Raw genomic sequence first — 12,735 nt, forward strand, 5'->3', positions numbered from 1 at the left:
CGGCGATTGTAGCGGTTCAGAAGATGCCGAGGAACTTCTTGCGCTGTTCCTTGCGCTCTCCCTTCGACGCCTTGCCGCTTTCGGACTTGGCGGTGGTGCCCTTGCCGACATCGTCGCGGGGCTTGCCCTTGTCGGTGCGCTGGGCGCGGGCCGAGGCGCCGGCGAGCACCGGGCCGCAATCCGCTGCCTTGGCATCGCCGACATCGACGAACGCGATCACTGCTGCGAACGGGCTGGCGAGCACCCCGAGGCCGAGGCCGGCGCCGGCGCGGCCGACCAGCTCGGGACTGATCACGTCGATCCGCGGCCGGGCGAAATAGCCGCCGATCCCCACCGGCGACTGGCCCGAGAACAGGCTGAACTTCTTGCTGTCGGCACGGAAGGCGAGATCGAGCGTCTCGTTCCTGAAGCTGAATCCGCCGCGGCCGAGCATGACGTTCTTCTCGGTATCGATCAGGATCGGATCCGCCGCCGCGATCCCGTTTCGCACGCTGAAGCCGATCAGCCCGCAATTGATCTGCACCGGCTCCTTCAGTTTCTTCTCGAACATCTTCTGGATGAACACGCCGATATCGAGCTCGGAGAGCTGGACGTTGCGCGTCCAGAAATTGCCCTTGGGCAGGATCACGGCGATGCGGCCGTTCGAATTGGCCAGCGAATCGCGCACGCTGTTGCCCGATCCGGTCATCTGCACGCGCGCCTTCAAGGTGCCGCTGGTACCCGATTGCTCGACCCCGAACCCGGCGAGCAGCGTGCCCATTGGCGTAGGCGAGAGGCGGATGTCGTACTCGGTGAAGACGGGGTCGCGGCGCGCATTGATCGTGATGTCCGAATTGACGGTGCCGCGGGCCATCGAGAAGTTGAGCGGGCTGAGCTTGAGCAGCCGGTCGTCCAGATCGAGGCCGAGCGTGATGTTCGAGACCGGCAGGCTCTCGGCGCGGACGGTGCGCACGCGCCAGTCGACCTTGGCGTCGAAATTCCTGAGCGCCTCGACCCGGAGCGGCGCGTCCGGGAGGATGCGCGGCGTGCCGGCCGCCTGCGTCACCACTGCACCCGCCGCCGAGGCCTGGGGGCTGTAGCCGATGAACGGACCGGCATCGACGATGTCGAGCACGCGCGTAGAGAGATCGGCGGTGAGCAGCAGCCGCGGCTCCCGAACCGCCACCGTGAACTTGCCGGCGAGGTCGCTGGCGCCGAAGCGTCCGGTCAGTCGCGTGAAGCGCCATTCGTCACCGTATTTGGTGAGATCCGAGCGTAGCCGGTAGTTGCGGGTATCGGGCACGGCGATACCCGCGACCGCGAAGACGTCGGCGAGGTTCTGCCCGCGCGCGTCCATGTGGAGATCGGCGCCTTCGATCTCGGTCGCGCCGGGGAGGGTGCCCGCGACGTGGATGCTGGTGCGAACGCCCTCGACATGCAGCTTGAGCTGGTTCTGTCCGCCCGCGACAGTGGCATTGGGGGTGAGCAACTCGCCCGCCAGAGTGAATCGCGTGCCCCGCGCGGTGCCGTTGCCGTCGAAGCGGATCGTCGAAGCGAATTTGGTGTCGAGGGCCTCGACGGTGTGGATGCGGATGCCCGCGGCGATCCGCATGCGCGGATCGACGTAGCGGATCATCGTGCCCTGCACGATCGCGCGGCGGATGATCGGCAGGTCGAGCGGCTCGCCTTTCTCCTCGCTGAAGGTCCAGGTGTTGCGCCGGCCCTCTTTGTCCCACTGCAGATCGACATGGCCGTCCTCGAGACCGAGCCAGTTGATCCGCCGATTTCCGGTGATCAGGCTCCAGGTCGAGATGCGCGAATCGATCTTCCTCGCCGAGAAGAAATTGCCGCGCCCCGCCCATTCGGGATTGGAGATGGTCAGCCCCTCGGCGAGGAACCTGACGTTGAACGGCGCGAAATAGAGCTGAAAGTCGCCGGCGACCCTCACGTCGCGGTGCGTCTGCGCCGCAACGACTTTCTCGAAGGTGGATTTGAGGAAGCGGCCCTTGGTGACGAACAGGATCGTCCAGGCGAGGACGAGCAGCCCGAGGATCGTGGCGACGACGGCGATGACGCTGGCCAGCGGCGTGCCGAGCGCACGGGCGGGCCTTGCCGGAGCATCGCCGCTGGCCGGGGGCGGTGGTTCCTCTGCCATAAAGGCTGAAAAGCGCAGCAACCTCCGGGGGTTCCCGACTCAGGTTGCATTGCAGCGGGGCTTCGGTTATGCGCCCCGCTTTCCTCGAACGTCAGGAACACGCCCGGCCATCAAGGGCTGCCGCGGCTGTTCGCACGTTCGAGTTTGCAAGGAGACCAAAATGCCCAAGCTCAAGACCAAGAGCGGTGTGAAGAAGCGCTTCAAATTCACCGCCACCGGCAAGATCAAGCACGGCTTCGCCGGCAAGCGTCACCGTCTGATCAGCCACAATGCCAAGTATATCCGCCAGAATCGCGGCACGTCCGTGCTCGCCCATGCTGATACCGCGCGCGTCGTTGCGTGGGCTCCGTACGGTCTGAAGTAAGGAGCCCGGAACCATGGCACGCGTCAAACGGGGTGTTACCACCCGCGCCAAGCACAAGAATATCCTGGAACAGGCGAAGGGCTATCGCGGCCGTCGCAAGAACACGATCCGCATCGCGCGGCAGGCCGTCGAAAAGGCCGGCCAGTACGCGTATCGCGACCGCAAGGTTAAGAAGCGGACTTTCCGTGGTCTCTGGATCCAGCGCATCAACGCCGGCGTTCGCGCCGAAGGCCTGACCTATTCGCAGTTCATGCACGGGCTCAAGCTCGCGGGCATCGAACTCGACCGGAAGGTCCTGGCCGACATCGCGATGCACGAAGGCGAGGCGTTCACCGCCATCGTCGCGCAGGCGAAGGCGGCTCTGCCCCAGGCCGCCTGAGGCGACTGGTAGCGAGAAGATTTGGGGCGTCGGTGGTTACCACCGGCGCCCTTTTTCGTTTTACTCCGCCCAATTCCGTCATCCCGGCGAAAGCCGGGATCCAGAGCCAAGCAGGACGTCGCTTGAGACTCTGGGCCCCGGCTTTCGCCGGGGTGACGAGGAGGAATGAGGAAGAAAGGGCAAGACGAAATGGCGATGCAGACTTGGTGGCTCTATGTCACTGCCGTGTTCCTGATCGCGGGGACGCCCGGGCCGAACATGCTCCATGTGATGGTGCAGAGCATCCATCACGGGCCGCGCCGCGCGCTTTTCTCGATGGCGGGGCTGATGAGCGCGGTTCTGCTCTGTCTGCTCGCCTCCGCAGCGGGGCTTGGTGCTTTGCTCAAGGCGGCGCCGGGGCTGTACGATGTGCTGCGCTATGCCGGCGTCGCCTATCTGGTGTGGCTGGGGATCAAGGCGTGGCGCGCGCCGGTGGGCGCGGCAGCGAGCGATCCGCACACGCGGCGCTCGGCAGGCGCGCTCTATGCGACGGGGCTCGCCACGGGACTTTCCAATCCCAAGCTGATCATCTTCGCCGCGGCGCTGTTTCCGCAATTCCTCGACACGAATCGGCCCTTCTGGATCCAGCTTGGCGTGCTGGTGACGAGCTTCGTGGTGATCGAGGGCTTCTGGTACGGCGTCTATGCACTGGGCGGGCGCTCGCTGGCCGGCTGGCTCGCCCCGGCCAGCCGGCAGAAGCTGTTCAACCGCGCCACGGGGGTGATGTTCATCGGCTTCGGCGGGGCGCTGCTCGGCAGCCGGGTCTAGCCCCGATCAGGAATCCAGATACGCGCGGTAGAACACCGTCCGGAACTTGCGTGTCCAGGGAGGACCAGCTTCGGCCTGCTCTTGAGCGCGCTCTTCACGATCTGCTTGGCGGCCCAGAGCGGGTGATCGGTGCGGCGGCTGAAATGCTCGATCCGCCCGAAGCCCAGGCGCCCGAGCGTCTGCTTCATCTGCTCGATGCCCGAGAAGGTGAGATGGTCGGGAAGCAGCAATTCGCCGGGATAATCGGCGCGCGAGGGCAAGTCGCCGCCATTGCCGGTTTCGACGAACAGCGAGCCGCCGGGCTTGAGCCGGGCGCGGATCAGACCGCCGAAATGCTGGAAGTCGGGGACGTGCGAGAAGACGTTGATGATCGAGATCACGTCGTGGCTGCCGGTCACTTCCTCCAGCGTCTGCGCGGTGATCGGCACGCCGCGCTGCTGTGCGCGCGCGACCTTCACTTCCATCGGATCGATGCCGCTGGCCTTCGCATCGGGCAGCGCGCGCTGCACCGCCTCGACGAACTCGCCATTGCCGGCGCCGACGTCGAGCCAGCTGAGGCCCTTCTCGCCTTCGAAGAAGCGGCGGACGATGCCGGCATAGAAAGGCACCTTCCAGCCCTGGCGGCGCAGCCGCTGATCGAGCGTGCCGTCTTCGGTGGGATGGACGCCGTCGCGCGCGGCGGCGGAGATGTCCTCGGCGCGCGGGCGCTCGCGGATATAGACGGTGCCGCAGCCGGTGCATTTGACGGCATCATAGCCGTTTTCGGATGCCCAATGCCGATGCCCGTCGCTCTCGCAGCAGGGACAATCGACGGTTTCGAGCCTTGCCTGCATCAACATCGGTCGCCTCCGCGCATACGAGTCGGCGGCAATGGCGTCTCATGATCGCGGATCGGCGAGAAGGGGCTGCGTCATCCTGCCCCGCCCCCGCGACGGGCCGTGCGCGGAGGCGAATCTTGCGCCGGAGGGTTGACCTCGTGCGCACTCTGGGGTTCGGGCCTTTCATGACCACCGATCTCGAACAATTGCGCAGCGACCTGCTCGCCTCGATCGACGCCGCGACCGGGCTCGACGCCGTCGAGGCGCTGCGCGTCCATGCGCTGGGCAAACAAGGCGCGATCACCGGGCTGCTCAAGACGCTGGGCGCGATGAGCCCCGAGGAGCGCCAGGAACAGGGTCCGCGCATCCATGGCCTGCGCGAGGCAGTGACCGCGGCGCTGGCCGACCGCAAGACGACGCTCGAGCGGCTGGCGCTCGACGCGCGGCTGGCGAGCGAGACGCTCGACATGACATTGCCGGTCGACGGGGTGCCGGCGGGCTCGGTGCACCCGGTGAGCCAGGTGATGGACGAGCTGGCGGAGATCTTCGCCGATCTCGGCTTCGCCGTCGCGACGGGTCCCGAGATCGAGGACGACTGGCACAATTTCACGGCGCTCAACATCCCCGAGAGCCATCCGGCGCGGGCGATGCACGACACTTTCTATTTCCCGCCCGAGGCCGATGGCAGCCAGAAGCACCTGCTGCGCACCCATACCTCGCCGGTGCAGATCCGCACGATGCTGGCCAACAAGCCGCCGATCCGGATCATCGCGCCGGGCCGGGTCTATCGCTCGGATTCGGACGCGACGCACACGCCGATGTTCCACCAGATCGAAGGCCTGGTGATCGACAAGGGGATCACGCTCGGTCACCTGAAGTGGACGCTCGAGACCTTCCTGAAGGCCTTTTTCGAGCGCGACGACATCGTGCTCCGTCTGCGCCCGAGCTACTTCCCCTTCACCGAACCCAGCGCCGAGGTCGATGTCGGCTATTCGGTGGTCAACGGAAAGCGCGTGATCGGCGGGTCCGAGGGCTGGATGGAAGTGCTCGGCTCCGGGATGGTGCACCCCAAGGTGATCGCCGCCTGCGGGCTCGATCCCGATGAATGGCAGGGCTTCGCCTTCGGCACCGGCGTCGACCGGCTGGCGATGCTCAAATACGGGATGGACGACTTGCGCGCCTTTTTCGACGGCGATCTGCGCTGGCTGCGCCACTATGGTTTCTCGGCGCTCGACGTGCCCACGCTGAGCGGGGAGTGGGCGCATGAAGTTCACGCTGAACTGGCTCAAGGAGCATCTGGAGACGACCGCTTCGCTCGACGACGTGGTCGAGGCGCTGACGCGCGTCGGCCTCGAAGTCGAAGGCGTCGAGAATCCGGGCGAGAAGCTCGCGGCGTTCCGCGTCGCCAGGGTGCTCACCGCCGAGCGCCATCCGCAGGCCGACAAATTGCAGGTGCTGACCGTCGATACCGGCGAAGGCGCGCCGCTGCAGGTGGTCTGCGGTGCGCCCAATGCGCGTGCGGGGCTGGTCGGCGTGCTCGGGCTTCCGGGCGCGGTGGTGCCGGCCAACGGCATGCAGCTCAAGGTCGCCGCGGTGCGCGGCGTCGAATCGAACGGCATGATGTGCTCCACGCGCGAGCTTGAGCTCGGCGACGATCATGAGGGCATCATCGAGTTGCCCGCCGATGCGCCGATCGGCGTGTCCTATCCCGATTATGCGGGGCTGAACGACGCCGTGATCGACGTTTCGATCACGCCCAACCGGCAGGATTGCATGGGCGTGCGCGGCATCGCGCGCGATCTCGCGGCGGCGGGACTGGGGACGCTCAAGCCGCTCAAGGTCGATCCGGTGCCGACCAGCGGCGCCGGCCCCGAAGTGCGGATCGAGGCGCCCGAGGGATGCCCCGCTTATTTCGGCCAGACCGTCAGCGGCGTCACCAACACTGCCTCGCCCGAATGGATGCAGCAGCGCCTGAAGGCGATCGGCCAGCGTCCGATCTCGGCTTTGGTCGACATCACCAATTATGTGATGATCGATCTCGGCCGCCCGCTACACGTCTATGACAAGGCGAAGCTGAGCGGCGCGCTGGTGGTGCGCAAGGCGAAGGCCGGCGAGCAGGTGCTCGCGCTCAACGAGAAGACCTATACGCTCGACGAGAGCGTGACGGTGATCGCCGACGCGAACGGCGTGCACGATATCGGCGGGATCATGGGCGGCGAGGACACCGGCGTGTCCGAGGCCACCACCGACGTGGTGATCGAATGCGCCTTCTTCGATCCCGATCACATCGCGCGCACCGGCCAGAAGCTCAACCTGACCAGCGACGCGCGCTCGCGCTTCGAGCGCGGCGTGGACCCGGCGTTCCTCGACGACGGCATCGCGATCGCGGCGCGCTATGTGGTCGATCTGTGCGGCGGCACCGCCAGCGAAGTGATGCGCGCCGGGCAGGCGCCGACCACGCCACGCAGCTACCGGTATGATCCGGCCTTGGCCGAGACGCTGGGCGGCCTCGCCGTGCCGGCCGATCGCCAGAAGGCGATCCTCGAAAGCCTCGGCTTCAGGGTCGACGCCGACTGGGATGTCACCGTGCCGAGCTGGCGCCGCGACGTGGACGGCCCGGCCGATCTGGTCGAGGAAGTCATCCGCATCGAAGGCATCGACAAGGTGCCCTCGACGCCGCTGGAGCGCGTTCCCGGTGTCGCCCGCCCGACCGCCACGCCCGAGCAGAAGCTGGAGCGCAAGCTGCGCCGCACGGCCGCGGCGCGCGGACTCAACGAAGCGGTGACGTGGAGCTTCATCTCCGAGGCCGAGGCCGCGCCGTTCGGCGGCGGGGCATGGAGCCTCGCCAATCCGATCAGCGAGGACATGAAGGTCATGCGGCCGTCGCTGCTCCCCGGCCTGCTCGCCGCGGCCGAGCGCAATGTGAAGCGCGGCGCGAGCGGCGTCCGGCTGTTCGAGATCGGCCGGCGCTACCTCGCCGACAAGGAGCGGCTGACATTGGGCGTGGTGCTCGCGGGCGACCGCGCGGCGCGCGGCTGGCAGGGCGGCAAGGCCCAGCGCTTCGGCGCGTTCGACGCCAAGGCCGAGGCGCTGGCATTGCTCGAAGCCGCGGGTGCGCCGGTGGCGAACCTGCAGGTGATGGGCCCGGATTCCCTTTGGGCGGGGGATGTCTATCATCCCGGCCAGTCGGCGACCTTACGGCTCGGGCCGAAGACGGTGCTCGCCGCATTCGGCATGGTGCATCCGGGCGTGCTGAGGGCGTTCGACCTCGACGGCGATGTCGCTGCGGTCGAGATCTATCTCGATGCGCTGCCCGCGAAGCGCGGCACCGGCTTCATGCGTCCCGCCTACACGCCACCGGCGCTGCAGGCAGTCACCCGCGACTTCGCCTTCCTGGTGCCGGCGGAGCTGGCGGCGGGCGATCTCGTCCGCACGGTGAAGGGCGCCGACAAGGCGGTGATCGTCGATGCGCGGCTGTTCGACATCTTCACCGGCACCGGCGTGCCCGAGGGGCAGAAGAGCCTCGCGGTGGAAGTCACGCTCCAGCCGGGCGAGAAGAGCTTCACCGATGCCGAGCTGAAGGCGGTGGCGGACAAGGTGGTTGCCGCCGCGGCGAAGCTCGGCGCGATGTTGCGGGGATGAGCTGATTCCCGTCACCCCGGCCTTGTGCCGGGGTCCACCGGGAGGCAAGGGCGGAGCCAGAGCTCTCGCCTGATGCGTGAGGCTTAGTGGATCCCGGAACAAGTCCGGGATGACGGATACGGAGAATCGCATGCCCACCGCTCTCATCACCGGCGCCACCGCCGGCATCGGCGAAGCTGCCGCGCGGGCGTTCGTCGCGGCGGGGTGGAAGGTGATCGGCACCGGGCGGCGCGCTGATCGGCTGGCGGCGCTGCAGGCGGAGCTGGGCGATGCGCTCCACATGCTCGAATTCGACATCCGTGACACGGGCGCGCGCGACGCTGCGCTCGACGGGCTGCCCGAGGCGTTTCGCGGCATCGACCTGCTGATCAACAATGCCGGGCTCGCGCTGGGGCTGGAACCGGCCCAGCAGGCGGCGCTGTCCAACTGGACGACGATGATCGACACCAACATCACCGCGCTCGTGTCGATCACGCACAAGCTGTTGCCGCAGCTGATCGAGCGGAAAGGCGCGATCATCAACCTTGCCTCGGTGGCGGCCAGCTATCCCTATCCCGGCGGCAATGTGTACGGCGCGACCAAGGCGTTCGTCCGCCAGTTCAGCCTCAATCTGCGCTCGGACCTGATCGGCACGGGCGTACGCGTCTGCTCGATCGAGCCCGGCATGGTCGAGACCGAATTCACGCTGGTGCGCACCGGCAGCCAGGAGACTTCGGACAAGGTCTATGCCGGGGTCAATCCGATGACCGCCGAGGACATCGCCGCGACGATGCTGTGGGTCGCCGGGCAGCCGCCGCACCTCAACGTCAACACGATCGAGCTGATGCCGGTCAACCAGGCCTGGTCGCCCTTCCTCGTCCACCGCGAGGCGCAGGGCTAGCGCAGCTTGCGCCATACCGACCAGGCGACGGTGCCGTTGCCGGAGGCGCTGGCGGGGACCGCATAAGTGAGCACGCCGTCGCGGAAACTGTATTCGCGCACCTGCTGCTTGCCTTCCCAATTGGGCCAGGACGCGCTCTCGACGCTGAAGACGAGCGTCTTGCCGTCGGGAAGCGCGCGGACCCGGCCGAAATGCGTGCTCGAGCCGAGCACCACGGCGCGATATTCCTCCGGCGTGCCGCGAGTCTTGTCGCCGCTCGCGAAGAGCGGCCGATCGGGCCGGAATATCTGGATCGTGTAGCGCCCGTCGGCGTCGACCATCATCAGCCCGCGCGGATGCTCGCCATAAGCCGTGGCGCGCGAACCGTCGGCAAGGATTTCATAGGCCGAGGTCATTTCCCAGCTGCCTTCGAGCACCAGCGGCGGCTGTTGCGGGACTGCGGCGAGCATTGCGAGCGGGATCAGGGGTGGAATGGGCATTGGAGGCTCTCCGTAACCAGATAAATAGGTTACGATTGAGTGTGCGCTTAAGCATAACTTGTCAAGCCGGTTACCAAGGCCTAACTTGCGGCCATGCCCGATCCATCCCCTTCAGCAGAGCAGCGCGACGGCTTTCGCTTCCGGGGCGGGCATCGCGCGCTGGATCTCGTCGCCACGCTTGCGGCCCGGCTCAAGCCGGCGCCGCGCGACCTGTTCGCCACGCCTGGCGATGTCGAACGCTGGCTGCGCGCGGCGGGGTTCGACTCCGGTGCGCCCGCGACCGAGGCGGACCTCCTCACGGCGAGGCGATTGCGCGAAGCGATCCATGATCTGGCTGTCGCGCGTATCGCCGGGAAGCCCGATCCGGCCGAAGCGCGCGCCGATCTCAATGCAGTCGCGGCAGGGCTGGCGGCGGCGCCGCAGCTCGATCCGGCCGGGACCTTGGCGTGGCACGGAAATGCCGCGGGGCTGCTGGGCGAAGTGGCGCGCGAGGCGGTGCTGTTGTTCGGCGGGACACAGGCGCGCCACATCCGGCAATGCGAAGCGGAGGGTTGCGCGATCCTGTTCCTCGATACGTCGCGCTCGCACGACCGCCGCTGGTGCTCGATGGCGGCGTGCGGCAACAAGGCCAAGGTCGCCGAATTCCGGCGCCGTAAACGCTCGGCCGAATGAAGGATTTGGGATGATCGAGATCGCCAGCGACGTGCTCGACGCGCGGATCAACCCGCTCGGTGCCGAGCTTTCGAGCCTGCGCGACATCGACGGGCGCGAGCTGATGACCGATGCCGATCCCGCCTTCTGGGCCGGGCGCGCACCTTTGCTGTTCCCGATCGTCGGTCGGTTGATGGGCGACAAATATCGCCTCGACGGCGCGGAATATCCGCTGCCGCAGCATGGTTTCGCGCGGCGGCAGCGGTTCGCGCTGACCGAGCAGACGGCGAGATCGCGCGGTGTTCCGGCTGTCCGACAATGACGAGACCCGCGCGGTCTATCCCTTCGCCTTCACGCTCGACGCGGCGTTCACGCTGGCCGGCGCGACGCTGGCGATAGACATCACCGTGACCAATACCGGCGATCGCGACATGCCTGCCAGCTTCGGCTTCCATCCCGCCTTCGCCTGGCCGCTGCCGTTCGGCCGTCCGCGCGCGGATCACCGCATCGTCTTCGAGAAGCAGGAGCCGGCCGCGCTCTCGGCGATCGCGCGCGGCGGCTGGATCGCGCCCGAGAGCCGGCCGAGCCCACTCGACGGGCGCGAACTGAGGCTCGACGATGAAATGTTCGAGCGTGACGCTTTGGTATGGGACGGCCTCGAAAGCCGGTCGCTGCGCTATGACGGCGGTGCAGGGCCGGGGCTCGAGATCGGCTTTGCCGGCATGCCGAAGCTCGGCATCTGGACCAAGCCCGGTGCCCGCTTCGTCTGTATCGAGCCGTGGCACGGCATCGCAGACCCCGTCGGGTTCGACGGCGAGATCTGGGACAAGCCCGGCATCCTCCGCTTCGCGCCGGGCGAATCGCGCGCATTCAGCATGCAGGTGACGCTGGACGCGTAAACCTCCGTTCGCCCTGAGCTTGTCGAAGGGCGGTCCTTCTTCTACCGCCCCTGCAACAGAACCGTGCTTCGACAAGCTCAGCACGAACGGACAAATATTGCATGCCTTCCGACCGCATCAACGACCGCCGTACCTTCGCGATCATCTCGCACCCCGACGCCGGCAAGACCACGCTCACCGAAAAGCTGCTGCTGTTCGGCGGCGCGATCCATCTCGCCGGCGAGGTCAAGGCGCGCGGGCAGGCGCGGCGCGCGCGATCGGACTGGATGAAGATCGAGCAGCAGCGCGGCATCTCGGTCACCTCGTCGGTGATGACCTTCGAGCGTGAGGGGATCACCTTCAACCTGCTCGACACGCCGGGCCACGAGGATTTTTCTGAGGACACCTATCGCACGCTGACGGCAGTCGACTCCGCCGTAATGGTGATCGACGTTGCCAAGGGCATCGAGAGCCAGACGCGGAAATTGTTCGAGGTTTGCCGCCTCAGGAACGTGCCGATCATCACCTTCGTCAACAAGGTCGACCGCGAAGGGCGCGAGGTGTTCGACATCCTCGACGAGGTGGCGAATCTGCTCGCGCTCGACGTGACGCCGATGACCTGGCCGGTGGGGATGGGCGGCAATTTCGAAGGGATCTACGATCTCGCGACGAACCGCCTGCTGCTCCCCGAGGGCAATAGCCGCGAATTCCAGGGCAAGGTGATCCAGACCAACGGGCTCGACGATCCGCAGCTCGACGCCATCATCTCCGCCGAAAACCTCGCCAAGCTGCGCGAGGAAGTCGAGCTGGCTGGGGTCGGCTATCCCGAATTCGATGCCGAGGCCTATCGCCACGGCGACCTGACGCCGGTCTATTTCGGCTCCGCACTCAAGGAGTTCGGCGTCGATTCGCTGATCGAGGCGCTGGCCAGTTTCGCGCCGCCGCCGCGTGCCCAGCCGGCGGAGCCCGCCCCGGTCGAGCCTACCCGCGACGAAGTCACTGGCTTCGTGTTCAAGGTCCAGGCCAATATGGATCCCAACCACCGCGACCGTATCGCGTTCATGCGGCTGTGCTCGGGCACCTTCAAGCGCGGGATGAAGCTGACACCCAGCGGGCACGGCAAGCCGATCGCGATCCATTCGCCGATCCTGTTCTTCGCACGCGAGCGCGAGCTGGCGGACGAGGCGTATCCGGGCGACATCATCGGCATCCCCAACCACGGCACGCTCCGGGTGGGCGATACGCTGTCCGAGCGCGCCGATGTGCGCTTCACCGGCCTGCCCAATTTCGCCCCTGAGATCCTGCGCCGCGTCCAGCTCAAGGACCCGACCAAGACAAAGCAGTTGCGCAAGGCGCTGGACGACATGGCCGAGGAGGGCGTGACGCAGGTCTTCTATCCCGACATCGGCTCCAACTGGATCATCGGCGTGGTCGGCCAGCTCCAGCTCGACGTGCTGCTGTCGCGGCTCGATGCGGAGTACAAGGTCGCGGCCGGGCTCGAACCCGCGCCGTTCGAGACGGCCCGCTGGGTGTCGAGCGAGGACCCGAAGGCACTCGAGGAGTTCATGGGCCTCAACCGCGGCGCCATGGCGAAGGACCGCGACGGCAACCCGGTGTTCCTCGCCAAATCGGCTTGGGAAGTCGGCTATATCGCCGACCGCTATTCGAACGTGAAGTTCGCGGCGACGCGGGAGCGCTAGGCG

At 67.0% G+C, this 12,735-nt stretch carries 10 protein-coding genes and 2 pseudogenes; 9 read left to right on the forward strand and 3 right to left on the reverse strand.

All coding sequences use genetic code 11. The annotated features are described in order from the left end of the window. Positions 1 to 16 precede the first annotated feature (16 nt). Positions 17 to 2,134 (reverse strand): AsmA family protein, encoded by a 2,118-nt coding sequence (locus PIB19_RS16560; RefSeq protein WP_271238224.1) that lies wholly within the window; start codon positions 2,132 to 2,134, stop codon positions 17 to 19. Between the two features lie 160 nt (positions 2,135 to 2,294). Between PIB19_RS16560 and rpmI the strand changes: the two genes are divergently transcribed. From rpmI to PIB19_RS16575, 3 genes are all read left to right on the forward strand, one after another. After that, positions 2,295 to 2,498 carry a 50S ribosomal protein L35 gene (gene rpmI / locus PIB19_RS16565; RefSeq protein ID WP_271238225.1) on the forward strand — a complete coding sequence of 68 codons (204 nt, stop codon included), beginning with the start codon at positions 2,295 to 2,297 and terminating at the stop codon, positions 2,496 to 2,498. A 13-nt stretch (positions 2,499 to 2,511) separates the two neighbouring features. Continuing rightward, on the forward strand, positions 2,512 to 2,877 hold the full coding sequence (gene rplT / locus PIB19_RS16570; protein ID WP_056616278.1) for a 50S ribosomal protein L20: 366 nt from the start codon (positions 2,512 to 2,514) through the stop codon (positions 2,875 to 2,877). 189 nt (positions 2,878 to 3,066) lie between these two features. Continuing rightward, positions 3,067 to 3,684 (forward strand): LysE family translocator, encoded by a 618-nt coding sequence (locus PIB19_RS16575; protein WP_271238226.1) that lies wholly within the window; start codon positions 3,067 to 3,069, stop codon positions 3,682 to 3,684. Here PIB19_RS16575 and PIB19_RS16580 read toward each other — a convergent pair. Beyond that, on the reverse strand, positions 3,681 to 4,523 hold the full coding sequence (locus PIB19_RS16580) for a class I SAM-dependent methyltransferase (protein ID WP_271238227.1): 843 nt from the start codon (positions 4,521 to 4,523) through the stop codon (positions 3,681 to 3,683). The two genes, PIB19_RS16575 and PIB19_RS16580, sit on opposite strands and share 4 nt — an antisense overlap. 164 nt (positions 4,524 to 4,687) lie before the next feature. Here PIB19_RS16580 and pheS point away from each other — a divergent pair. The 3 genes and pseudogenes from pheS to PIB19_RS16595 form a co-directional block, all read left to right on the forward strand. After that, positions 4,688 to 5,755, forward strand: a pseudogene (gene pheS, locus PIB19_RS16585) (phenylalanine--tRNA ligase subunit alpha); the annotation flags it as partial. Between the two features lie 10 nt (positions 5,756 to 5,765). After that, positions 5,766 to 8,144: a phenylalanine--tRNA ligase subunit beta gene (gene pheT, locus PIB19_RS16590; protein ID WP_271238228.1), complete on the forward strand. Its 2,379-nt coding sequence runs from the start codon at positions 5,766 to 5,768 to the stop codon at positions 8,142 to 8,144. Between the two features lie 130 nt (positions 8,145 to 8,274). Next, positions 8,275 to 9,024, forward strand: a complete 750-nt coding sequence (locus PIB19_RS16595) for an SDR family NAD(P)-dependent oxidoreductase (protein WP_271238229.1) — start codon at positions 8,275 to 8,277, stop codon at positions 9,022 to 9,024. Here PIB19_RS16595 and PIB19_RS16600 read toward each other — a convergent pair. Then, a complete protein-coding gene (locus PIB19_RS16600) occupies positions 9,021 to 9,503 on the reverse strand; it encodes a lipocalin-like domain-containing protein (RefSeq protein ID WP_271238230.1) in 483 nt (160 codons plus the stop codon). The two genes, PIB19_RS16595 and PIB19_RS16600, sit on opposite strands and share 4 nt — an antisense overlap. Positions 9,504 to 9,596: 93 nt before the next feature. Here PIB19_RS16600 and PIB19_RS16605 point away from each other — a divergent pair, with 93 nt between their 5' ends. The 3 genes and pseudogenes from PIB19_RS16605 to PIB19_RS16615 all read left to right on the forward strand — a co-directional run bounded on the left by PIB19_RS16605 (position 9,597) and on the right by PIB19_RS16615 (position 12,732). Further along, complete coding sequence (locus PIB19_RS16605; protein WP_271238231.1) at positions 9,597 to 10,175, forward strand: CGNR zinc finger domain-containing protein; 579 nt, start codon at positions 9,597 to 9,599, stop codon at positions 10,173 to 10,175. Positions 10,176 to 10,185: 10 nt separating this feature from the next. Then, positions 10,186 to 11,053, forward strand: a pseudogene (locus PIB19_RS16610) (aldose 1-epimerase family protein). 101 nt (positions 11,054 to 11,154) lie between these two features. After that, positions 11,155 to 12,732, forward strand: a complete 1,578-nt coding sequence (locus PIB19_RS16615; protein ID WP_271238232.1) for a peptide chain release factor 3 — start codon at positions 11,155 to 11,157, stop codon at positions 12,730 to 12,732. Positions 12,733 to 12,735: the final 3 nt, after the last annotated feature.

Source organism: Sphingomonas sp. 7/4-4, assembly GCF_027941955.1.
Classification (GTDB): Bacteria; Pseudomonadota; Alphaproteobacteria; order Sphingomonadales; family Sphingomonadaceae; genus Sphingomonas.